Annotated in this window: 24 protein-coding genes and 1 pseudogene; 10 read left to right on the forward strand and 15 right to left on the reverse strand. The window is 69.2% G+C overall.

What is annotated here, in order from left to right:
- Together AXK60_RS26260 and AXK60_RS26265 are read right to left on the reverse strand one after the other, a co-directional pair.
- Positions 1 to 187, reverse strand: a pseudogene (locus AXK60_RS26260) (IS1380 family transposase); the annotation flags it as partial.
- Positions 188 to 279: 92 nt separating this feature from the next.
- Positions 280 to 1962, reverse strand: coding sequence for a hypothetical protein (locus tag AXK60_RS26265; RefSeq protein ID WP_139057814.1), 1683 nt, complete (start codon positions 1960 to 1962; stop codon positions 280 to 282).
- A gap of 352 nt (positions 1963 to 2314) precedes the next feature.
- Here AXK60_RS26265 and AXK60_RS07885 point away from each other — a divergent pair, with 352 nt between their 5' ends.
- The 3 genes from AXK60_RS07885 (at position 2315) to AXK60_RS07895 (ending at position 4767) form a co-directional block, all read left to right on the forward strand.
- Positions 2315 to 2599, forward strand: coding sequence for a hypothetical protein (locus AXK60_RS07885; RefSeq protein WP_139057815.1), 285 nt, complete (start codon positions 2315 to 2317; stop codon positions 2597 to 2599).
- Positions 2600 to 2661: 62 nt separating this feature from the next.
- Positions 2662 to 3717, forward strand: a complete 1056-nt coding sequence (locus tag AXK60_RS07890; RefSeq protein ID WP_068570518.1) for a hypothetical protein — start codon at positions 2662 to 2664, stop codon at positions 3715 to 3717.
- Positions 3718 to 3858: 141 nt separating this feature from the next.
- Positions 3859 to 4767 (forward strand): MspA family porin, encoded by a 909-nt coding sequence (locus tag AXK60_RS07895; protein ID WP_139057816.1) that lies wholly within the window; start codon positions 3859 to 3861, stop codon positions 4765 to 4767.
- Here AXK60_RS07895 and AXK60_RS07900 read toward each other — a convergent pair.
- The 5 genes from AXK60_RS07900 to AXK60_RS07920 all read right to left on the reverse strand — a co-directional run bounded on the left by AXK60_RS07900 (position 4742) and on the right by AXK60_RS07920 (position 9193).
- Positions 4742 to 5254, reverse strand: a complete 513-nt coding sequence (locus tag AXK60_RS07900; protein ID WP_244881058.1) for a DUF1345 domain-containing protein — start codon at positions 5252 to 5254, stop codon at positions 4742 to 4744. The genes AXK60_RS07895 and AXK60_RS07900 overlap by 26 nt on opposite strands.
- Positions 5255 to 5272: 18 nt before the next feature.
- Positions 5273 to 6691: a GTPase HflX gene (gene hflX / locus AXK60_RS07905; protein ID WP_068570520.1), complete on the reverse strand. Its 1419-nt coding sequence runs from the start codon at positions 6689 to 6691 to the stop codon at positions 5273 to 5275.
- Positions 6692 to 6755: 64 nt separating this feature from the next.
- Positions 6756 to 7631: a diaminopimelate epimerase gene (gene dapF / locus AXK60_RS07910; RefSeq protein ID WP_068570521.1), complete on the reverse strand. Its 876-nt coding sequence runs from the start codon at positions 7629 to 7631 to the stop codon at positions 6756 to 6758.
- Positions 7632 to 7640: 9 nt separating this feature from the next.
- Positions 7641 to 8564: a tRNA (adenosine(37)-N6)-dimethylallyltransferase MiaA gene (miaA, locus tag AXK60_RS07915; RefSeq protein ID WP_068570522.1), complete on the reverse strand. Its 924-nt coding sequence runs from the start codon at positions 8562 to 8564 to the stop codon at positions 7641 to 7643.
- A complete protein-coding gene (locus tag AXK60_RS07920; protein WP_068570523.1) occupies positions 8561 to 9193 on the reverse strand; it encodes a class III extradiol ring-cleavage dioxygenase family protein in 633 nt (210 codons plus the stop codon). The genes miaA and AXK60_RS07920 overlap by 4 nt, the downstream gene beginning before the upstream one ends.
- Positions 9194 to 9319: 126 nt before the next feature.
- Between AXK60_RS07920 and AXK60_RS07925 the strand changes: the two genes are divergently transcribed.
- Positions 9320 to 10714, forward strand: a complete 1395-nt coding sequence (locus AXK60_RS07925) for a DUF349 domain-containing protein (RefSeq protein WP_082777899.1) — start codon at positions 9320 to 9322, stop codon at positions 10712 to 10714.
- A gap of 130 nt (positions 10715 to 10844) precedes the next feature.
- Here the strand turns inward: AXK60_RS07925 and AXK60_RS07930 are convergent, their stop codons facing one another.
- Positions 10845 to 11471, reverse strand: coding sequence for an Rv2732c family membrane protein (locus AXK60_RS07930; protein WP_244881059.1), 627 nt, complete (start codon positions 11469 to 11471; stop codon positions 10845 to 10847).
- A gap of 71 nt (positions 11472 to 11542) precedes the next feature.
- Entirely contained in the window at positions 11543 to 13054 is a 1512-nt protein-coding gene (gene miaB / locus AXK60_RS07935; RefSeq protein WP_068570524.1) for a tRNA (N6-isopentenyl adenosine(37)-C2)-methylthiotransferase MiaB, read from the reverse strand.
- A 149-nt stretch (positions 13055 to 13203) separates the two neighbouring features.
- Here miaB and AXK60_RS07940 point away from each other — a divergent pair, with 149 nt between their 5' ends.
- Genes AXK60_RS07940 through AXK60_RS07960 form a run of 5 tightly spaced genes read left to right on the forward strand, consistent with a single transcriptional unit; the run spans position 13204 to position 17700 of the window.
- Positions 13204 to 13932, forward strand: a complete 729-nt coding sequence (locus AXK60_RS07940) for an amino acid ABC transporter ATP-binding protein (RefSeq protein ID WP_068570645.1) — start codon at positions 13204 to 13206, stop codon at positions 13930 to 13932.
- Complete coding sequence (locus AXK60_RS07945) at positions 13932 to 15098, forward strand: transporter substrate-binding domain-containing protein (protein ID WP_068570525.1); 1167 nt, start codon at positions 13932 to 13934, stop codon at positions 15096 to 15098. Before AXK60_RS07940 ends, AXK60_RS07945 begins: the two co-directional genes overlap by 1 nt.
- Positions 15099 to 15782, forward strand: coding sequence for an amino acid ABC transporter permease (locus tag AXK60_RS07950; RefSeq protein ID WP_068570526.1), 684 nt, complete (start codon positions 15099 to 15101; stop codon positions 15780 to 15782). It abuts the gene before it with no gap.
- On the forward strand, positions 15779 to 16726 hold the full coding sequence (locus tag AXK60_RS07955; RefSeq protein ID WP_068570527.1) for an amino acid ABC transporter permease: 948 nt from the start codon (positions 15779 to 15781) through the stop codon (positions 16724 to 16726). Before AXK60_RS07950 ends, AXK60_RS07955 begins: the two co-directional genes overlap by 4 nt.
- Before the next feature lie 5 nt (positions 16727 to 16731).
- Positions 16732 to 17700, forward strand: coding sequence for a glutamate ABC transporter substrate-binding protein (locus tag AXK60_RS07960; RefSeq protein WP_068570528.1), 969 nt, complete (start codon positions 16732 to 16734; stop codon positions 17698 to 17700).
- A gap of 2 nt (positions 17701 to 17702) precedes the next feature.
- Here AXK60_RS07960 and AXK60_RS07965 read toward each other — a convergent pair whose 3' ends face one another.
- The 6 genes from AXK60_RS07965 to AXK60_RS07990 form a co-directional block, all read right to left on the reverse strand.
- Positions 17703 to 18077 (reverse strand): VOC family protein, encoded by a 375-nt coding sequence (locus AXK60_RS07965; protein WP_068570529.1) that lies wholly within the window; start codon positions 18075 to 18077, stop codon positions 17703 to 17705.
- A gap of 164 nt (positions 18078 to 18241) precedes the next feature.
- Positions 18242 to 18829: a DUF3558 domain-containing protein gene (locus AXK60_RS07970; protein ID WP_082777900.1), complete on the reverse strand. Its 588-nt coding sequence runs from the start codon at positions 18827 to 18829 to the stop codon at positions 18242 to 18244.
- Positions 18826 to 19209, reverse strand: coding sequence for a hypothetical protein (locus AXK60_RS07975; protein ID WP_068570531.1), 384 nt, complete (start codon positions 19207 to 19209; stop codon positions 18826 to 18828). Before AXK60_RS07975 ends, AXK60_RS07970 begins: the two co-directional genes overlap by 4 nt.
- A 117-nt stretch (positions 19210 to 19326) precedes the next feature.
- Positions 19327 to 19935, reverse strand: a complete 609-nt coding sequence (locus tag AXK60_RS07980; RefSeq protein WP_082777901.1) for a regulatory protein RecX — start codon at positions 19933 to 19935, stop codon at positions 19327 to 19329.
- A 6-nt stretch (positions 19936 to 19941) separates the two neighbouring features.
- The gene (gene recA / locus AXK60_RS07985) at positions 19942 to 20991 is read right to left on the reverse strand and encodes a recombinase RecA (RefSeq protein WP_068570532.1); all 1050 of its coding nucleotides are present in this window, start codon (positions 20989 to 20991) and stop codon (positions 19942 to 19944) included.
- Positions 20992 to 21230: 239 nt separating this feature from the next.
- Positions 21231 to 22034 (reverse strand): helix-turn-helix domain-containing protein, encoded by an 804-nt coding sequence (locus tag AXK60_RS07990; RefSeq protein ID WP_068570533.1) that lies wholly within the window; start codon positions 22032 to 22034, stop codon positions 21231 to 21233.
- Positions 22035 to 22084: 50 nt separating this feature from the next.
- On the opposite strand from AXK60_RS07990, the gene AXK60_RS07995 reads away from it, so the two are divergent.
- Entirely contained in the window at positions 22085 to 22507 is a 423-nt protein-coding gene (locus tag AXK60_RS07995) for a DUF2000 domain-containing protein (RefSeq protein ID WP_068570534.1), read from the forward strand.
- Positions 22508 to 22581: the final 74 nt, after the last annotated feature.

Here is a 22581-nt window from a genome sequence, read left to right on the forward strand (position 1 = left end):
GCACCGYCTTCCCCGGATCGTGGATCGCGTTCGGCTTGCGCCACGGCATCAACGCACTGGTCAGAGCCGCGGTCAGACCGACCGTCTCGGCGGTACGAAGCAACAGCACTGTCCCGGCATGCGAGACGAGGTTCGTTCCGGCCGCGTCGACCGACACCTTCGGGTAGCAGGACGTAGACTGACTCACCAGAAAGGTGCTCCTTCGAGACTGGAAATAGGTTGGTGTGGTAACCCCTATTCTTCCAGCTCAGAGCACCTTTCTTCATGTCCGACACGACCTCACCCGCGAAAGGCCGAGGCTAGACTGAGTGCCGTCTTCTGATCTGCTTTTCCTGCTGTTCCGGCGAGGACTGCGTTCAGTGCCCGTATGTATCCGGCTTTGGCCTCTACATACAGCGCGCGGGAGCCGGAGTATCCGAAGCCGTCGATCTTGATCAGCCCGCCTTTGCGGTCAAGCGAGGGGACCATGTACGAGTGGCGGGGATTGATCCGGGTAGCCAGAGCCTGGAAGGTCGCCCAGTACGATCCGAGTCCGCCTTCCCTGGAGGGGCCCCACTGGCCTACGCCTCCAGTTGTCGTTGGCGGGTTGAGGTAGATGGTGTCGTCCTCGTTGACCACGGACCCTGGAATGATGCCTTGCCGGTCATCGCCGCCGGCGGAGGATGCGAAGAGCGACCCGATGCTGCTTGACCGCCGCGTCGTCGAACTCTCGGTAGAGGAGCCCGCACTCCGATTCTTTGTTTCCCGGCGGCCCACCACCGGTGACATCGAATCCCGCGCCGTGGTGGGACGGTTTCCAGCGCCTGGCGTTGCGCTGCCGGGCCGGCGGCGGCCGGTCATCAGTGCGGTGACTTCTGCAACGAGGTAGGACCAAGAGGGCGCGCCCTCTTCGTCTTCGCCGCTGCCGCTGTTGTCGGGGCCGCCGCTGTTGCCGCCCTCGCTACCGGGTGCGCCGGGGCCGCCACCACCATTACTGCCGGGTGCTCCGGCGCCGGGGACCGCGCACTGGGACTCGGTCTTGGTCACCGTGACGGTGGGGCTGCTGGACTGCCCGGAGTTGGGCTGCTGATCGTCGGTCGGCTGCTGGTTCTGGGCGGGGCGTCCGGGTGCGGTCGTGCGCACGGGGTTCTGCTGGCCGGTCTGCTGTTGGCCCTGCGCCGGTTGCTGTCCGGCCTGGCTGTTGCCTTGGCCGGGTTGTTCGTTGCCGGGGATGTTCGGGGCCTGCTGTCCGGGGGTGCCGAACTCGGGTGTTTGGGCTTGGATGCCGGGTCCGTTGTCACCGCCGCTCCCGGCGGGGGAGGTGGCGATGCCCTGCTGGTCTTGCCCGCCTTGCTGGCCGCCTTGTTGGCCGCCGGGGGTGCCGGTCTGGGCGGGGGGTGGGGTGAAGGTCAGCTCGGGTGCGGTCGGGCCGCAGGTGGCGGGTCCACCACCCGGGCACGGCGCCGCCGACGCCACACCACTGCCGGCGCTGGTCGCGGCGAAGCCCATCATCCCGACCGAGACGACGATCGCGGCGACCGCAGCAGCTGCGCGAACCTGGGAGGGCGCGGGAGCGGCGCTGATGCCGGCTTCGCGGAGCTTGCCCAGACCGGCGAAGAGGATCTTCCCGACGATGACCATGACGAGCCAGAAGGTCAGGAACACCACCGGGACGGGGGTGAACCGGGGTGCCTCGATGGAGAACAGGACACCTCCGAACACTCCGGCCAGGCCGATGATCGTCAGGAACGCCCCTTGGAGGCGCTGCTGCAGCAGGCTCGGCGCATCTGCCGGCGAGTAGGCCGGCGGGGCTGGTGGCCGTTGGATGGGGAACTGGGCGGTGTCCCCGGCTGCGGGTGCGGTGCGGGCGTGCCGCGGCGCGCCTTCAGGGAGCGGGTCAGGCGTCGGGGCGGGGCGGGGCGGACGGCCCGCGGGACCATCGTTGCCGCCGGCGGCCGGGCTGCTGGGACTGCTGTCAGACACGAACAAGCTCCTCGAACGGGGATGCAAGGGGGTGAAGATCCGGCGGATACGCCGCGTGATGCCCGGCAATCAACCACACCACAGGAGTTTGTCAACCCCCAAAACAGAACAGAACCGCATCGACGCAGGTAGATCGGTATAAAACTGCCGATTTACAGACCCCGGTCTGTAAATTACAGGGCTTTCCGAAGGGTCTGTAACTCCGGCATTTCAGACATCTAGTGTCGTCGGTGGGTGTGGCGGCGGGCGGTGTGTACGGTTCATCGTGTTCAGTGTTTAACAAGACGTGGTTCACTAGTGGGGAAGTCGTACCTAGGGCTTTTCCGACAGTTGACGGTGGGGGTTTCGCGCAGTGTCTGACGAAGTATCGGCGGGTTCGAATCCGCCGGGCGGTGGTGGTTCGGCTGCCGCCGATGAGGCCGCGGCGGCGCAGCGCGAGGTGGCGATGAAGTTGGTCGGGCTGCTCTTCGGTGGGCTCCTGCTCGTCGGCTGCGCGTTCACCGTCTCCCATCTCACCTCGTGGGGTGAGAAGATCGGGATGCCGTGGGTGTTCCTCGCCTTCGTGCTCGCGATGATGATCGCCAGCCACTTCACCGTCTCCGGAGTCACCGCGTTGTGGCAGGCCCTGCGACGCTGATGCCGACCCCCGCCCAAGAACCACCAGCTCAGCCACCGCCGCCTGCCGCTGACGGTGACGGTGTGACAGGCAGTGGCACGGCGGACCTGCGGGTACAGGGCGGCTCGGCGGAGGATTTCGGGCAGGCGCTACGCGCCCTGTTCGCCGCGGCGGGCAACCCGACGTTGACGGCGACCGCCGCCGCGGTGAGCGTGAGCGGCGGCGATCGGGTCAGTGTGCAGAAGCTGTCGAACTGGTGCTCCGGCCGGCACCTACCCGACCGGTTCGACACCATCGCCCCCGTCCTGGTGTGGCTGATCGTCCGAGCTCGCGACCAGGCCCTTGCCGCCTCATCTGGGCAAGCACGGGCTGCGGAGGCGCCGGCGGGGCCAGGGTCGATACGCCACTGGTACCGGCTTTTCACCACCGCGAAAGCCCCGACCACCTCCGGCGACCACACCGCCGCGATCGGGGCCGCCGAGCTCCTCCTCGCGCACCCCGACCCCGGCGTTGATGCGCACCTGGCCGAAGAACAGATCGCGGCAGCGATCGTGCAGCTCACCGGCATCGACCCGACCACCGGCGAACCGGTCGCCACCGACGTTCCTGCCACCGCACTGCCGGCGGACGCCGCAGACCTCCTCTCCGCAGCCGGCCTCACCATCACGGCACCGGCTTCCACCCACACCGCAGAGCTGGTGCGGTGGGCCGATGCATCAATCCCCCTCCTCTGGGACAGAGCGGCACCGCTGATCGAGCGGCACCACCTCGCCCTAGCAGCACGGACCGGACTTCTCGCCGACGCTGCCCGCTGGCACGCCCAACCCGACCCGCACACCCTCTACACCTGGCAACAACTAACCACCTGCGGCCGCCACCTGCACACCCTGCCACCGGCAATCGTCACCACCACCGAAGGAACAACCGCACTCGCCGCCCAGCCCCCGACACGGGCATACCGGTTCGGCGACGGAGCCACCGCCGAACACATCCCCAGCCCCGCACTACCGTTCTGGGACGCCTCCCACACCGCCGCCGAACGACAACTCACCGTGCACCGCCTCATCATGGCCACCGTCATCGCAGTGATCGCACTCGCAGTGATCACCGCCGCCATAGCAGGCGCGCTCACCAGCTAAAACGCTCCACCCGACGCATCTGAGACAGATAGACCACTACCCCGCCGGGTTGCCAAACCATGTTACGTATGTTGCTATTGGGGCCAGTGTTAATGATGTGACATCGTTGATTGACTTCACACAGGGGGAGACGTTTCCGACATGCCCACCCATACCCGCATGCCTCGGGCATCGAAGGTGCTCATCGCACTCTGCGCCGCCGCGACCGCCACCACCGTGGCAGCCGGCCCCATCTCGGCTACCCCCACGCCGGCACCCAAGCCGGCCCCCGCAGCGGCTGCCGCGAAGCCCGCCACCCCGGCTGCTGTCACCCCGCCGCCCGCACCCCGCATGCGCGTCCCCATCCCCGGGCAGATCCGCGAGGGCGAGTTCGCCGACACCAGCCGCGAGCTAGTCACCCGCGACGGCTGGAAAGTCACCGTCAGCAAGTTCGGGGAGAAGCTCGACTCCGTCCCGCCGCTGAACCGATCGCCCCAAAGTTTCGAAGGCTTCAGCTCCGTCGGCGGTGAGGCGAAGATCGAGGCCGCCTATCCGAACGACCCAAAGCGCAAGCCCAGCAGCAAGATCAAGTCCGCGACACTGACCACCGGTACACAAATTGGCTGCGCCGTGACCGCCGACAGCCTGACCCTTGGCGGGTCGCTGTCGAACGCGACCACCGCCTCGATCACCCCCACCGTCACCGCATCCGGCACCGCCACCGGGCAAGGACAGGGCGGCTCCAACGGCGGCTCCGGCGGAGGCAGCGTCTCCGGCACCGGAACCGGCAGCCTCTCCGGCACCCTCTCGGACACCGTCACCGAGACCGGAAGCATCTCCGGAGTTCTCAAGCCCGGCACCACCAAAGACATCCCCTACGCCAAGAAGGCCGTCGTCGGCCCCAACGCCCAGGTCATGTCCCGCGACATCCGCATCGCCGTCGACAACTGCATCGGCGGCGTCCAAGTCCGCACCTACGCCACCGTCGCCATCAGCACCGACGCCACCGACGACACCCTCACCACCTTCGGCAAACCCATCTTCCTCACCCGCCCAGAACAGAACCGATAGCTAGGGTCACCAGATGGATATCGGGTGAATGATGATGACCGCGACGAACTTGACGGGGACCGTCACCTGACGTTCGACAAACCAAAGTCGACAGCCACTGTTGCCTAATGAACGACGCCCACACCGCGAACGCCGCGAACAACGCGGCGGCGGCACCGGCGTCCTTGTTCACGGACTTGCCCACGACGAGGAGCGCCACGATGGCGACGAGGCCGCTCAGCGCGATCACCGCGACGGCGAGCTCGGCGACACGCGGCCGGAAGTTCTCCCGCTGCACCGTCGCCCGCGTCGCCTCGGCGCCGAGGGGCCAGAGCATCGCCCACCCCGTGACCACGAACACCGCTGCGGCCGCACCGATCCCGACCAGGACGCCGAGAGTGCCGTCGAGCAGCGCGCCCACGATCACCGCGGCGATCGCACCGACGACCAGCGCGATCCCCGCGCGCGCGGAGACGGACAGCAATGGCCCCGGGGCCCGACGAGTCATGGTCTCGATTGTGCGCGACTACTGCGCGAAGCGGGCCAGCAGCCCCGCGAGCGCGCCGGGCACCCGCGCGACGATCCGCGTACCGTCGGCCTCGTGATCCGCACTGACCACCGTGCCCTCGGCGTGGATCCGGGCGACCAGGTCGCCCCGCTCGTACGGCAGTAGCGCGGCCACCTCGACATCCCCCGCGGTGATCAGCCCCGTCAGCGCGTCGAGCAGCTCCGCGATGCCCTCACGGGTGTGCGCGGAGACGAACACCGCCCCCGGCAACGCGACGCGCAGCTGCGCGAGCACCATCGGGTCGGCGGCATCGATCTTGTTGACCACCAGGAGTTCCCGCGGCAGCGTCGCCTCCCGCTCGCCCGCGACCTCGCGGAGCACGTGCCGCACCGCGTCGATCTGGCGCTGCGGCATGGGGTCGCTGCCGTCCACCACGTGCAGGAGCAGGTCGGCGTCGACCACCTCCTCCAGCGTGGAGCGGAAGGCCTCGACGAGCTGGGTGGGCAGGTGCCGCACGAACCCGACGGTGTCGGTGAAGACCACGTCGCGACCGTCGGCCAGCGTGCTCTGCCGGGTGGTCGGGTCGAGAGTCGCGAACAGCGCGTTCTGGACCAGCACGCCGGCGTCGGTGAGCGCGTTGAGCAGGCTCGACTTGCCCGCGTTGGTGTACCCGGCGATGGCCACCGACGGCACGCCGGAGCGGCGGCGCTGCCCGCGCTTGGTGTCGCGGGCCTGCTTCATGCCCTTGATCTCCCGGCGCAGCTTGGCCATCCGCTCGCGGATCCGGCGACGGTCGGTCTCGATCTTCGTCTCGCCCGGGCCGCGCAGGCCCACGCCGCCGTTGCTGCCGGCGCGGCCGCCGGCCTGCCGGGACAGCGCCTCACCCCAGCCGCGCAGCCGCGGCAGCATGTACTCCATCTGCGCGAGGCTGACCTGTGCCTTGCCCTCGCGGGAGGTGGCGTGCTGGGCGAAGATGTCGAGGATCAGAGCCGTGCGGTCGATGACCTTGACCTTCACCACCTTCTCCAGTGCGTTGAGCTGCGCGGGCGTGAGCTCGCCGTCGCAGATCACCGTGTCGGCGCCCGTGGCGAGGACGACCTCGCGCAGCTCGTGCGCCTTGCCCGAGCCGATGTAGGTGGCCGGGTCGGGACGGTCGCGACGCTGGACCACGCCGTCGAGGACGACGGAGCCCGCGGTCTCGGCGAGGGCCTTCAGCTCGGCGAGCGACGAGTCCGCCTCCGCGGCGGACCCCTCGGTCCACACGCCGACGAGCACGACCTGCTCGAGGCGCAACTGCCGGTACTCGACCTCGGTGACATCGTCGAGCTCGGTGGAGAGGCCGACGACGCGGCGGAGCGAGGACCGCTCCTGGAGTTGGAGTTCACCGACGGTCGGCTGCTGCGCGTCGGTCGGTTCCCAGGTGTCTGTCTGTGTCATATGGGACCCATTCTCGCACGTCGGGGCGACGCGGGTCACGCGAGTTTTCGCAAGGCGAAACCGCTCAGAGCGCGGAGAGGCGCGCCGTCCCGGAGGCGACGATGCGGCTGGGCCCGCGGAGCACGGCACCGTCGGCCTCGACGGTGACGGTCACGACCCCGCCGGGCACGTGCACGTCCACCTCCCCGGTCTCGGCGCCCGCGGCGCGCAGTGCGGCGACCGCGGCGGCGACGGTGCCCGTCCCGCAGGACCGGGTCTCCCCGGAGCCGCGCTCGTGCACCCGCATGTGGACGGCACCGTCGTGCAGCGGCGTCAGGACCTCCACGTTCGTCCCCTGCGGGAACAGGCCGTGGTCGAAGGTGGGCGGGCGGGCCACATCCAGGGCCGCGAGGTCCTCGGCGGTGAGGCCGGGGACGACACAGGCGATGTGGGGGTTACCGACGTCGACGGCGATGCCCGCCAGGTCCCGACCGTCGACCCCGGCCGAGGACGTGCCGAAGACACGCGGCGCACCCATCGAAACGGAGACCTCCGCCGCCTCGGGATCCGCGTGGTGCACCCGCACGGGCTTGGCACCCGCCCGCGAGCCGACGACGAACTCGTCACCGGCGACCAGCGCCGACGCTGCGAGGAAGTGCGCGAATACGCGAACGCCGTTGCCGCACATCTCGGCGATGGAGCCGTCGGCATTGCGGTAGTCCATGAACCAGTCCTCGCGGGACACTCCGTCGGGCAGCGCGTCGAGGACGCCCGCGTCGAGCAGATCACCGGCGCGGGCGACGCGCAGCACGCCGTCGGCGCCGATCCCGGCCCGGCGGTCGCACAGCGCCGCCACCAGCTCCGGCACGAGGTCGATGTCGACGCCCGGATCCGGCAGGATCACGAAGTCGTTCTCCGTGCCGTGCCCCTTGAGGAAGTCGACCGCACCCGTCACGCCCATGCCGCCAGTCTACGGGCGCCACGGCGGGGCGGCGTGCGCGGCCAGGGCCCCGTCGAGCAGGTCGGGGGCGGCGCCGTCGAGCCAGGTCACGCGCGGGTCGCGCCGGAACCAGGACCGTTGCCGCCGGACGTAGCGGCGCGTGCCGATGAAGGTCAGCTCACGGGCGTGGTCGAGGTCGTACTCGCCGTCGAGGGCGGCGAGGACCTGCGCGTACCCGATCGCCCGGGACGCGGTCACGCCGTCGCGGAGTCCCCGGGCCTCGAGGGCGCGGACCTCGTCGACGAGACCGCCCTCGAACATCAGGCGGGTGCGCAGGTCGATGCGAGCGTCGAGCTGCTCGGTGTCGCGGTCCAGCGCGACGATCGTGGTGTCCCAGCGGGCGGGCCCGATCTGCGGCGCCGACGCCGCGAAGGGCTCGCCGGTGATCGTCACGACCTCGAGTGCCCGGACGATCCGGCGGCCGTCGGTGGTGAGGATCTTCGCGCCGGCCGCGGGATCGAGGGCCGCGAGCTCGCGGTGCAGAACGAGCGGTCCGACCTCGGCCAGCCGGCTCTCGAACCGGGCGCGCACGTCCGGGTCGGTCGCGGGGAAACTCCACTCGTCGAGGAGGGCCTGGACGTACATCATCGAGCCGCCGACGATCACCGGGGTCCGGCCGGCCACGAGCAGCGCCTCGACGTCCGCCCGGGCCCGCTCCTGGTAGGCGGCGACGGTGGCGGTCTCGGTCACCTCCAGCACGTCGAGCTGGTGGTGTTCGATGCCCCGGCGCTCGGCGACCGGCAGCTTCGCCGTGCCGATGTCCATGCCGCGGTACATCTGCATGGCGTCGATGTTGATGATCTCGCCGTCGAGGCGCTGCGCGAGGTCGAGCGCGAGGTCGGACTTGCCGGTGGCGGTGGGTCCGACGACGGCGACGGGTCTCGCGGCGCTCACTCGGCTCCGCCGCCGGTCGCGACCAGGTAGCCGACGCCGAAGGGCGCACCCCGGTAGAGCACGTCGGCGCGGCCGTCCACGGCCTCCGCGAGGGTGCGCCAGGCACCGTCGAGCCCGTCCGACGGTGCGCCGCCCGTCACGGCCGCGACCTGGGCGTCGAAGACGGCCTCGTCCTCGGGACGGTGGCCGCCGGGCGCGCGGGCGGTCAGCGTGTTCGGACCGTCGAGCACGAACAGCAGGCCCTCTGCCTCGTCGTCCGCGGCGACGATCCGCGCCGACGGTGCCGCACTCCCCCGCAGCCATGCGGCGATGAGCAGCGGGAGCGGCAGGTCGGGGCTCGGCGGCAGGTCGTTCGACGGTGCGCCGGGCGCAGTCGTCACGAGCACGTCCGCACCGAATCCGACGAAGGTCCCGGAAGCGGGCACGTCGGCACCGTCGACCCTGGTCAGCGGCTCGGCACCGACGACACGCCAGGTGCGTGCGCGCTCGCCGAGCCAGTACCCGGCCGCGAGGACGCGCTCCCGCAGACGGTCCGCATCGGGGTCGCCGGGTAGCCCGACCAGCTCGGGAACGAGCAGCGGGGCGCCGGGGATCACGACGACGGGCCGGTGACGCTGGGACGAGTGCACGAGAAGAACGCTAATCGATCGCGCCGACGGGCCCGCGGAGTGCTTCAATGGATCGAAGGGTCCGCGTACGGCGCGGGTCCATGACGACGGCAGCCGTGACGCGCGGCGCAGACGAAGGGGAACCCCGTGGCCGAGAACGACCCGATCGCCGAGACCACTCCGATCGAGAACGCCGCTCCGAAGCCCACCCCGGGCGCCCGGCCCGGCCCCAAGCCGCATCCGGGGCCCCACCCCGGCCCGCGGCCCGGTGGTCCGCGCCCGCACGCCCCCGCGGCGGCGCAGGCACCGCGCGTGCACCCCGCCTCGGACCCGAGCAAGCACGGCCGGGTCGACGCGGACGGCACCGTCTACGTGATCACCTCCGCGGGCGAGCGCGCCGTCGGATCGTGGCAGGCCGGCGAGGGCGCCGAGGGGCTCGCGCACTACGGCCGCAAGTACGACGAACTCGCGACCGAGGTCGAGGTGCTCGAGGAGCGCCTGGCCAGCGGCACGAGCGACCCGAAGAAGGTCCGCGCGGCGGCGCAGCAGGTGGCGGACACGCTGCCGACCGCGGCCGTGGTCGGCGATCTCGACGGTCTGGCCGCCCGCGTCGGCGCGCTTCTGACCGGCGCCGACACCGCGATCGTGACCGCGCAGGCCGACCGCGAGAAGAGCCGATCCGAGGGCATCGCCCGCAAGGAGGCGCTCGCCGCCGAGGCCGAGACGATCGCCGCCGACGCCACCCAGTGGAAGACCGCGGGCGACCGGATGCGGGCGCTGCTCGACGAGTGGAAGACGATCAAGGGCGTCGACCGCAAGACCGACGACGCGCTGTGGAAGCGCTACTCGAAGGCGCGCGACGCCTTCAACAAGCGGCGTGGCGCGCACTTCGCCGAGCTCGACCGGGAGCGCGCCGGCGCGAAGGCGCGCAAGGAGGAGCTGATCGCCGAGGCCGAGAAGCTCAAGAACGACACCGCGTGGGGCGAGACCTCCGCGAAGTTCCGCGACCTGCTCGCCAAGTGGAAGGCCGCCGGCCGCGCGCCGCGCGACACCGATGACGCGCTGTGGGCACGGTTCAAGGGCATCCAGGACGAGTTCTTCTCGGCGCGCAACGCCGCCGCCGACGAGCGGGACGCGGAGTTCACCGAGAACGGCAAGGCGAAGCAGGCCCTGCTCGACGAGTACACCCCGCGGATCGAGTCCGCGGCGAACCTCGCCGCGCAGAAGTCCGCCCTGCGCGAACTGCAGGACAAGTGGGAGGCGATCGGCAAGGTCCCGCGCGACCAGATGGGCTCGCTCGAGGCGGGCATCCGCGCGCTGGAGAAGAAGATCAAGGCCGCCGACGACACCCAGTGGCGGCGCACCGACCCCGAGGCGACGGCTCGCGCGGCGCAGTTCCGCGACCGCGTCGCGCAGTTCGAGGACCAGGCGGAGAAGGCCGAGAAGGCCGGCAAGACCAAGGACGCGGTGCGGCTGCGCGAGCAGGCCAGCCAGTGGCGCGAGTGGGCGGACGCGGCGGAGGGCGCGGTCGAGAACCGCTGACCCACCGCGGTCGCGGGAAGGAGAGCCGGACGCGGCGGAGGGCGCGGTCGAGAACCGCTGATCCCGGCCCGACACGACGAAACGCAGAACCGCCCGGCGATCCGCCGGGCGGTTCTGCGTCTACGGGTCGCTACGCCTCGTCGGTGGGGCGCTGCGCTCGCGGCGCGCGATTGCCGATGCGGTTGGACCGTGCGAAGTCCTCCCACTCCTGCGCGGCGTCCCGTCGGTCCTGCTCGGCCGCGAGCTGGAACGGCGAGCGGGCCCAGATCGTCTTGATCCAGACGACGGCGAGCACGACCATCGCCAGCCAGCCCAGGTAGAGGCCGATGCCCGCGCCGCTCGGCGGCTCGCCGTGCAGACCGTTGGTCTGCCGGGACCACACCGACAGCAGGCCGAAGACCACGGCGACGCCGCTGCCCGCGCCCGCGATCACCGCGAGCACCCAGCGGCGGGTGAGGAGCGCAGCGCCGGAGGCGAAGACGCCGAACAGCACCTCGAGCCAGACGAAGATCTTCGAGACGATCACCAGCGAGCTGCCCTGGATGTGCGGGTCACCGGTGATGATCTCGATGCCCGTGACCGATCCGGTGTGCGGGAGCGCGAGGGAGCCGATCACCACGACCACCGCGATCGCGGCGACTAGGATGCGCGGACCGACCTGGAACTCGCCGGCGAGCTTGCGTTCGACCGACTCGACCTGCGTGCGCAGGCCGTCCAGCTCGTCGGCGCTCCGGGGGTTCTCGCTGTCCGCGTTCATGGGGTCCATTGTCCACCCCGTGCCCGGACTTGTCTCCTACAGGTCGTCGTAGCGCACCGTCGGACAGCGGGTCAGCAGGTCGAGCAGCCCGACTGGGCCGGCGCGGACGCGGCCTCGGGGCGGCCCACGGGCGGCAGTCCGAGGCCGACCCCGACGGGGGCCGTCACGGGGGTGATCTCCGCCTCGACGTTGTCGCCCGCGCGGGTCCGGCGATGGGTGAGCACGCCGGCGTCGGCGACCAGGTGGTGCGGGGCCGCGCCGGTGATCTCGACCTCGACGACGTCGCCGGGGCGGATGCCCTCCCGCCCGGTGAAGTGCACGAGCCGGCCGTCGCGGGCGCGTCCGGACATGCGCTTGGTCTCCGCGTCCTTGCGGCCCTCCCCGAGCGCCACGAGCAGTTCGACGGTGCGCCCCACCTGCTTCTGATTCTCCTCCAGGGTGATCCGTTCCTGGAGCTCGATCAGCCGCATGTACCGCTCCTGTACGACCGCCTTCGGCAGCTGATCGGGCAGGTCCGCGGCGGGGGTGCCGGGGCGGATCGAGTACTGGAAGGTGAAGGCGCTGGAGAAGCGGGCCTTCTCGACCACGTCGAGGGTCGCCTGGAAGTCCTCCTCGGTCTCCCCCGGGAAGCCGACGATGATGTCGGTGGTGATGGCGGCGTGCGGGATCTTCTCGCGGACGCGATCGAGGATGCCGAGGAACTTCGTGCTGCGGTAGCTGCGCCGCATCTCCTTGAGCACGCGATCGGATCCCGACTGCAGCGGCATGTGCAGCTGCGGGCAGATGTTCGGGGTCTCGGCCATCGCGTCGATCACGTCGTCGGTGAACTCGGCCGGGTGCGGGCTGGTGAACCGCACGCGCTCGAGTCCCTCGATGCGGCCGCAGGCGCGGAGCAGGTCGGCGAAGGCGCCCCTGTCGCGGCCGAGCTCGGGGTCGGCGAAGTTGACGCCGTAGGCATTGACGTTCTGGCCGAGCAGGGTGACCTCGGAGACGCCCTGGTCGACGAGGGCCTGCACCTCGGCGAGGATGTCACCCGGGCGGCGGTCGACCTCCTTGCCGCGCAGGCTCGGCACGATGCAGAAGGTGCAGGTGTTGTTGCAGCCGACCGAGATGGAGACCCATCCGGCATACGCGCTCTCGCGGCGGGCGGGCAGCGTCGACGGGAAGGCGTCGAGCGCCTCCTTGATCTCGACCTCGGCCTTCTCGTTGTGTCGCGCGCGCTCGAGCAGCGTCGGGAGCGAGCCGATGTTGTGGGTGCCGAACACCACGTCGACCCACGGCGCCTTCTTCACGACGGTGCCGCGGTCCTTCTGGGCCAGGCAGCCGCCGACGGCGATCTGCATCCCCGGGCGCTCCTTCTTGACCGGCGCCAGGTGACTGAGGTTGCCGTAGAGCTTGTTGTCGGCGTTCTCACGGACCGCGCAGGTGTTGAACACCACCAGATCGGCCTGCTCGCCGCCGTCCGCGCGCACGTAGCCGGCGTCCTCGAGCAGGCCCGAGAGGCGCTCGGAATCGTGCACGTTCATCTGACACCCGTAGGTGCGGACCTCGTACGTTCGGCTGGCGGGAGCTGCGTCGATCACCCCTCCAGGGTATCGGCGACCGCAAATCCGGCCCCGAAGGTAGATTTCCGATACCAATACTGCGGACTTTACGCGGACGAAACCTGACCGAACATAGGGTCGTCCCCATGACTACTCCCGCAGCGACCGGGCCCACCGGCGCGGTCCCGATGATCGAGATCGAGTCCGTCGACAAACACTTCGGCGCCCTGCACGTGCTCAAGGACATCAACCTCACCGTCCCGAAGGGTCAGGTCGTGGTCATGCTGGGCCCGTCGGGGTCCGGCAAATCCACACTGTGCCGGACCATCAACCGGCTCGAGCCCATCGACTCCGGCACCATCAAGATCGACGGTGCGCTACTCCCCTCCGAGGGGCGGGGCCTGGCGAACCTCCGCGCCGAGGTCGGCATGGTGTTCCAGTCGTTCAACCTCTTCGCCCACAAGACGATCCTCGACAACGTGACGCTGGGCCCGCTCAAGGTCCGCAAGATGAACAAGGCCGACGCGGAGAAGCGGGCGCTCGAGCTCCTCGACCGCGTGGGCATCGTCGCGCAGAAGGACAAGTACCCCGCCCAGCTGTCCGGCGGTCAGCAGCAGCGCGTGGCGATCGCCCGCGCGCTCGCGATGGGGCCGAAGGTCATGCTGTTCGACGAGCCGACCTCGGCGCTCGACCCCGAGATGGTCAACGAGGTCCTCGACGTCATGGTCGGCCTCGCCAAGGACGGCATGACGATGGTCTGTGTGACCCACGAGATGGGCTTCGCCCGTAAGGCCGCGGACCGGATCCTGTTCCTCGCGGACGGCCAGATCGTCGAGGACACCGACCCCGAGTCCTTCTTCACCGCACCGAAGTCCGACCGGGCGAAGGACTTCCTCGGCAAGATCCTGGGGCACTGATGACATCACCGCAGAACACACGACCCCGGCGGTGGCGGGGTGCGATCGCCGCCGCAGCGGCGGTCGCCGTCACGCTCCCCCTCGTCTCCGCGTGCGGCACGGACACCCCGCGCAGCCTGCTCGACTCGATCAAGAGCGGCAACGTGGTGCTCGGCACGAAATTCGACCAGCCGGGTCTCGCGATCCAGAATCCGAACAAGTCCCAGACCGGCTCCGATGTGCAGGTCTCCGAGTTCGTCGTCAACCAGATCGCCAAGAACAACGGGTGGGCGGCTCCGAAGATCACCTGGAAGGAGACCCCGTCCCCGCTACGGGAGCGGATGATCGAGAACGGCGAGGTCGACATGATCGCCGCCACCTACTCGATCAGTAAGGCGCGCAAGGCGAAGGCCGACTTCGCGGGCCCGTACCTGATCACCTACCAGGCACTCCTGGTGAGCAAGAAGTCCACGAACCCGATCAAGACGCTCACGGACCTCAACTCGGGCCGCAAGCTGTGCTCGGTGTCGGGGTCGACATCCGCGCTCAACGTGCAGAGCGCGCTCCCGAACGTCCAGCTGCAGCAGTACGACGGATACGCCTCGTGCGTCGAGGGCGTGCGTCGCGGTGTGCTCGATGCACTGACCACCGACGCGACGATCCTCGCCGGCTTCCAGGCGAAGTACCCCGGCGAGTTCGACATCGTCCCGATGACCTACCCGCAGGACACGACGCTCAAGGACGGGACCAAGAAGAAGAAGGGCGATCAGTTCTCGACCGAGCGGTACGGCATCGGCATCCGCAAGGGCGACGGCGCCGCGATGACGCAGATCAACAGGGCGCTCGAGCAGATGACGCTCGGCGACGAGGCCGCGGCGCGCTTCGCCGCCACGGCGATCCCGTCGAAGCCGACCTGCCAGGTGTCGAAGGACACCACGACCGCCTACACCGAGGCCGCCTACGCGGACCCGAACAACAGGCTGTTCCAGATCCTGCGGGAGAACCTCGGCGACTACGCCACCACGATGATCGACCAGGGCCGGATCGACCCGGCGACGGGCAAGCCCGCGTCGGCGCTCATTCCCACTCCCGGCGACCAGACCTGGTTGCTCACCACCGCCACGCCGACCCCGGCTCCGACCACGCCGGTGACGCTGGCCCCCGTCTGCGCGAAGGAGGGCAGCTAGATGTCCACCATGTGGGCCGACCTCGGCCCGAAGCTGTGGCCCGCTTTCTGGGTCACCATCAAACTGACCATCTTCTCCGGCATCGGCGCCATGATCTGGGGCACGGTCCTCGCAGGAATGCGCGTCTCGCCGGTACCCGCGATGCGGGTGTTCGGCACCTGGTACGTCAACATCGTCCGCAACACGCCGCTGACGCTGATCATCCTGTTCCTGTCGCTGGGTCTGTACCAGAACATGGGGTTCGCGCTCGCCCCCGATAACGCGAACTTCATCGACAACAACAACTTCTGGCTCGCGACGGTCGGTCTGGTCGTCTACACGGCGACCTTCGTCTGTGAGACGCTGCGGTCGGGCTTCAACACCGTTCCGCTCGGCCAGGCCGAGGCGGCGCGCTCGCTGGGGCTGAACTTCATGCAGGTGTTCACGCTCGTCGTACTGCCCCAGGCGGCGCGGGCGGTCATCGCTCCCATGGGCAGCGTCCTCATCGCCCTCACGAAGAACACGACGCTGGCCTCCATCATCGGCGTGGGCGAAGCTGCCCTGCTGATGAAGGGCCAGCTGGAGAAGTACGGCGATCAGCTGATCGTGATCTTCGTCATCTTCGCCGTCGGCTTCATGATCATCACTCTGTTGGAGGGCGCCGTGTTCGGCTACTTCGCTCAGCGACTGGCGGTGAAGCGATGAGTGCCAAGTCGACCTCGACGGTCCTCTACGACGCGCCGGGCCCCAAGGCGCGGGTCCGCAACAACATCATCGCGGTGGTCTTCATCGTGGTGCTCGCCGCGCTCCTGGCGTGGGTCGTGGCCGTGCTGGCCAACAACGGCCAGTTCGATCACGACAAGCTCGCCCCGTTCACCGACAGGGACTACTGGGTCAACTACATCCTGTTGGGCCTGTGGGGAACGCTCAAGGCGGCGTTCGCCTCGATCGTGCTCGCGATGGTCATGGGCGCGCTGCTCGGCATCGGCCGCCTCTCGGACCACCGCTCGGTCCGCTGGGCGACCGGCGCGATCGTGGAGTTCTTCCGCGCCATCCCGGTGCTGATCCTGATCTACTTCCTGTACATCGTGTTCGGCGTCTACAAGGTGTTCACGACCGACTACATCGCGTTCTTCGCCGTGGTCTTCGGCCTCACCCTGTACAACGGCTCGGTGATCGCCGAGATCCTCCGGTCGGGCATCAACTCACTGCCGAAGGGCCAGTTCGAGGCCGCGAAGGCGCTGGGGCTGCGCAAGACCCAGACCATGCGACTGATCCTGCTCCCACAGGCCGTGGCCGCGATGCTCCCCGCGCTGATCTCGCAGATGGTGATCGCGCTCAAGGACAGCGCGCTCGGCTACCAGATCGGCTATGTCGAGGTGGTGAAGAAGGGCATCCAGGCCGGCACCTATTGGGGCAACGTGATCCCGTCCCTGATCATGGTGGCGATCATCATGATCCTCATCAACTTCGGTCTGTCGGCGCTCGCGTCGAACATCGAACGGAACCTTCGCGAGGGCCGCAAGAAGAAGCTGATCATCGATGCGCCGCATCCGCTTCCGGAACCCGGGCTGATGTCCAAGGAGGTCCTGGAGACCACGCATCCCGACCCGAAGCACAAGGATCTGCGGCAGGACTTCGGCGACTGAACGCCGTGCTTCCGAGATCCTCCGCGCGTCGGAGCGCGGCCACGGCACTGGTGACGGTGCTCGTGGCCGCGCTCTGCGCGTGTTCGGGGCCGTCGCCGCGGAACCTGCTGTCCTCGATCGACGACGGTGCCGTCCTCGTCGGGGTGAAGGTCGACCAGCCCGGGCTCGGGCTCCGCGGCTCCGACGGTGCGCTGTCCGGCTTCGACATCGACGTGGCACGGTACGTGATCCGGACGGTCGCGGCGGCGCGCGGGAAAGCCGAACCGAGGATCACCTGGCGGGAGACGCCGTCGTCGCAGCGCGAGCAACTCATCGAGAACGGTGAGGTGGACGCCGTCGTCGCCTCGTACTCGATCGACGGTGCCCGCGGCGGCACGGTCGGTTTCGCCGGTCCGTACCTCGTGACCCGGCAGGGACTGCTCGTGCGGCGCGACGAGTCGGCGATCAGCACGGTCTCGGACCTGGGCCGCGACCGGTCCCTGTGTTCGGTCACCGGGTCGACGTCGGCCCGTGCGGTGAAGGCCCTGCTTCCCGGCGTGCGGCTCGTCGAGTTCGACACCTATTCGGCGTGCGTGGACGCGTTGGCACGCAAGAACGTCGACGCTGTGACGACCGACGAGGTGATCCTGGCCGGCTTCGCCGCGCAGCGGCCCGCGGTCTTCCGGCTCATCGACATGAGTGTGCCCAAGGACAGCTGCATCGACGGGCGACTACGGGCCGCCGGCGCGCCGTTCGCGGTCGAGCGCTACGGCATCGGGCTCGGCCGCGACGATTCCGCGGCCCGCGACGCCGTCAACGCCGCCCTGCGGTCGATGCTCGAGAGCGGCGAGTGGGAGCGGTCGCTACGGCGTGCCGTCGGGGATGAGGAAGCAGCGCGCACCCTTGGGCGAGACGGCGGCGCCGCAGAGTCCCTCGCGCGGATCGGCGACCTTTCGTTCCTGTCCGCGACGAACTCCCCCTGCGCTGCTCGCTGAGCTCAGAGGTACGGACTCGTGAGCAACTCGATGCCGTGGCCCGCGGGGTCGCGGACGTAGACCCCGCGGCCGCCGTGGCCGTGATTGATGCGGCCCGGCTCCTTCCAGAACGGATCCGCGGCGTGGTCCACGCCGCGCTCGGTGATGAGCGCGTACGCCCGATCGAAGTGCTCGTCGTCGAGGAGGAAGGCGTAGTGCTGCGGCTGGACGTCGATCGGCGGCGCCGCGATCTGCAGCAGGACGCCGTCTTCGATCTCGAGGTTGGTGAACGGGCCCCAGGACTCGACGGGCTTCGCCTCGAGGTAGTCGCGGTAGAACGCCGCCGATTCCTCGCTGTTCGTCGCGAAAACGATGGTGTGGTTGAAACGTGCTGACATGGAATCTCCTTAGGCTGGGTTCGGTGAGGTGCTCGTCCGTACCCGCCCGGCGGAGACCGCGCCGTCAACCGTTCGCCGGATCACCCGTCCGTGCGTGGCCCGAGGCCGTTCCGGCAGTCATGGGAGCGACCGTACCCGTTGCCGATCCCGAGGTCGAGCCTCGGTCACGGCGCCTTGCTGATCGCGAGGGATGCGAACGCGACGGCGCGATCGCACTCAAGCACGTTGCCCGGTGAGGGATTGGTCGACGTGGCTATCGTCGTCACGATCGATTGCTCTGAGGAGAACGACGCCGAGCAGCCGTTGTTCTCAGCAGCGACGGCGATGGGCCGACCGCTTGCCATACGGTCGGTCTGCCACACCTTGGTACTCAAGTAGCGCTTGTACTGATCGAGCGTCATCTCACGGCCGACGATCTGCGAGTACTGTCCGCCACCGCGGGCGGCCGTGTAGTTCTGTGCCCGCCACCTGCAACCGCGATAGTTGGCAGAATCGACCTGCGCCGCATCGGTGATCGTTTCGGGGTTGATGTTCAAGGCAATGAGCTCCGCGTCGGTGTACGCGTTGCAAGGCTCGAACGTGGTGCCGTCGGTCCGATCGTTCGTGCGATCGTTGATCGTTGGGGTGAACGGCAATGGTCTCAACGAGGAGGGTGATTCTCCGGCCGCGACGGGGTCTCCAGACACCGCGACGGTGCAACCGCCCCCGATGAGAACCACAGCCAGCGCCAGAACCAGCGCACCAGCCCTCACGAGTGACCTATGACTCGGCTGATCTGCTCCTCGCTGGCCCCCTCGGTTCGTAGGATCCAGCGGCCGATCTCACGATAGGTTGCGGCCAGCGATCGCGCCTCGGCGGCTTGGGCGAGAATCGTCTTGTACAACGAGCGTTCGTGTTCGACAGCTCCCAGGCGAATGTTGAATGTAGCGGCCTCACCTTCCACTGTCGGGCCGAGGTTGTTCTGGTCGCCGACCTCGTAGAGTCCCAGGGCACCTTGTTCCAGCCGATCAGCGTGTCGCTCAAGGGCGCGGGCCAACTCCTCCTGTGGATTGCCGTCGGACACCATCGAGGGACGGTCTGCGATCTCCTCTCGCGCCGCCTCGATGATCTGGGTCAGTTCCCCATCGGCCATGGCACCCCTCACTGTCGCGCCGCTCTGACGGACGTCCCTATGAATTGGACGCACCAGCCTCCAGATCGGTTCCCACAGATCAGACAGCGAAGCCCCCCCTGGTCTATTCACGCGGCCTCAGCCGCGGCCTGCGTCGGCCTTCTCGCGGACGGCGTCCAGCACCACCGACATGGCGAGCGACGGGTGGTAGCCACGGCGGCCCAGCATGCCGACCAGCCGCTGCGTCAGCTTGTCCCGCTCCGCTCGGTCCTCAGGGATCTCCACGCGGGCGAGCTTGCGCTCCACCAGCTCCGCGGCCCGTTCCCGCTCATCCTCGCGGCTGACGGTGTCGAGGGCCGCCGTTGCCTCCTCCGCGCCGACGCCCTTACTGCGCAACTCCTGCGCCAACGCGCGCCGCCCGCGGCCGGAGAACTGGTGCCGCGACTGCACCCAGCGCTCCGCGAAGGCCGCATCGTCGATGAGGCCGGCGGCGACGAACTTGTCGAGCATGCGCTCGGTGAGCTCCTCGTCGAACCCCTTCTTGGCGAGCTTCGCCCGCAGCTCAGCCCGGGAATGGTCCCGCATGCCGAGGGCACGGTAGATCAGGTCGCGGGCGAGCGCCTCGCGCTTCGCCGGATCCTGCTCGACCTCCTGCCGCCACCGAGGTTCCCCGTCACCGTCGTCCCGGGGTCGGTGAGATCGCCGACGGCCCCGGGACACGACCTCGTCGTCCGAGTAGTCGGACATCGCGGCCTAGAAGTCGACGGGCGCCGGCGCGATCTCGTCGGCATCGACGGTGATATCCGCGCCCACGCCGAGCTTCTCCTTGATCCGCTTCTCGATCTCGTCGCGGACGTCGGGGTTCTCGAGCAGGAACTTGCGGGCGTTCTCCTTGCCCTGGCCCAGCTGGTCACCGTCGTAGGTGTACCAGGAACCCGACTTGCGGATGAAGCCCTCATTGACGCCCATGTCGATGATCGAGCCCTCGCGGCTGATGCCCTGGCCGTAGATGATGTCGAACTCGGCCTGCTTGAACGGCGGTGAGACCTTGTTCTTGACGACTTTGACGCGAGTACGGTTACCGACCGCGTCGGTCCCGTCCTTGAGGGTCTCGATGCGGCGCACGTCCAGACGCACCGACGAGTAGAACTTGAGCGCCTTACCACCCGTGGTGGTCTCGGGCGAGCCGAACATGACGCCGATCTTCTCGCGCAACTGGTTGATGAAGATGGCGGTGGTGCCCGAGTTGTTCAGCGCGCCCGTCATCTTGCGGAGTGCCTGGCTCATGAGGCGGGCCTGCAGGCCGACGTGGCTATCGCCCATCTCACCCTCGATCTCAGCCTTGGGCACCAGGGCCGCCACCGAGTCGATGACGATGATGTCGAGCGCGCCGGAGCGGATCAGCATGTCCGCGATCTCGAGCGCCTGCTCACCCGTATCCGGCTGTGAGACCAGCAGGGCATCGGTATCGACGCCCAGCTTCGCGGCGTAGTCGGGATCGAGCGCGTGCTCCGCATCGATGAACGCCGCGATGCCGCCGTTGGCCTGCGCCTCCGCGACCGCATGCAGCGCCACCGTGGTCTTACCCGAGGACTCCGGGCCGTAGATCTCGATGACGCGGCCGCGCGGCAGGCCGCCGATGCCCAGCGCCACGTCCAGCGCGATGGAGCCGGTGGGGATCACCGCGATGGGCTGACGCACCTCGTCTCCGAGGCGCATGACGGAGCCCTTGCCGTAGTTCTTGTCGATCTGTGCGAGGGCCAGCTCGAGGGCCTTGTCGCGATCCGGTGCCGCAGGTGCCATGGGACTCTCCGTCCTTGAAGGCCGGAGCGGGGAAGACGCTGCCGGCGCTGGGTTCTTCAGTTGCCACGGACGTTAGAGGGACCCACTGACAAGTTTTCGCATCCGCATCGGATGCGCGCCCTGCCGGCTCGCTCTCGCGTCGAACACCACCGACTATAGGCGAACGACCGTTCGAAGCAAGTATCGAACGCGCGACACGCCGCGCAGCGGTCCGGCCGCGTCCGGGCACCTCGCGGAGATCACATCCGAGCTGCGGTTTCGCCGCTCCGCGCGAAGCGGCCGGGCGTGGTCCCGACCATCGACTTGAAGTGACGGTTGAGGTGCGACTGGTCGTGGAAGCCCACCTCCACGGAGACGTCCGCCGGAGCTCCGCCGGCCAGCAGCATCCTGCGGGCGAGCTCGACCCGCCGGCCGATGAGGTACCGGTGCGGCGGGAGCCCGAACTCCTGGGAGAACTCCCTGACCAGGTGCGTCGGGTCCACGTGGAGCACACGGCCGGCCTCCTCGAGGGTCATGCCCTCGCGGACGCAGCCGTCGAGCAGGTCGCGGAGGGCGTGCGCGAGCGGCCGGTTCCGCGGCGCTCGCGACGGCTCGGGGTTGCCGTCCAGGTGCCATTGCAGCCGTTCGACGATCAGGGCCAGCCGGCTCGCCGCTTCGAACTCCTCACCCGGCACGGCGAGCGCCCGATTGAGCCGGTCGACGCGCCGCCGGAGCGGGCCGTCGAGCAGCGTGGGCCTGCCCACCGCACGACCGACGCCGGTGAGCACCCGCGATTCCAGGTAGATCACGCGCTTGTCGAACCCGCCCGCCGTGAGGCTGTGCCCGTCGTGCGCGACGTGCGGAGGCAGGAGCGTCACGGAGCGGGTCGACGAATCACACCGCTCACCGCCCAGCTCGTACCCGATGCGTCCGCGGTCGACGGTGAGCAGTGTCCAGACCTCGTGCGTGTGCATCGGGTAGGCGTGCGCCTCGAAGTGCGCCCGGAACACCTCGGCGATCCCCTCGACGCGAGGCCGCCACGCGACGCTCGACTCCGCGGACATCCATCAAGTATGTACAAGACCCCGGCGTGCGCGACGGCGACGCTGGAGGCATGACCGAGACGATTCGATTCGACACCAAGATCGCGGTGCTGCTCCGCGACGACCTCGCCGGGTGGCAGCGGCTCAACACCACGGCGTTCCTCGTGAGCGGGATCGCGGCCACGGTCCCCGAGGTCGTCGGTGAGCCCTACGCCGATGCCGACGGCGTCGCGTACCTGCCGATGTTCCGCCAACCCGTCCTCGTCTTCGAGGGCGACGCCGAGACCCTCCGCACCGCGCACGAGAGGGCGCTGGGCCGGGGCCTGACCGTCTCCGTCTTCACGAGCGAGCTCTTCTCGACCGGGAACGACAGGGACAACCGCGCCGCGGTGCGAGCGATCGGGACCGCCGAGCTGGACCTCGTCGGCATCGGCGTCCATGGGCCGAAGAACGCCGTCGACCGGATCCTCAAGGGCGCACGCATGCACCCGTGACGGGGGCGTCGAGACGACAGTGACCGCCCCTCCGAGCGGAGGGACGGTCACCGTCGAACCAGAAGAACCGGGGC

It is taken from the genome of Tsukamurella pseudospumae (assembly GCF_001575195.1).
Classification (GTDB): domain Bacteria; phylum Actinomycetota; class Actinomycetes; order Mycobacteriales; family Mycobacteriaceae; genus Tsukamurella; species Tsukamurella pseudospumae.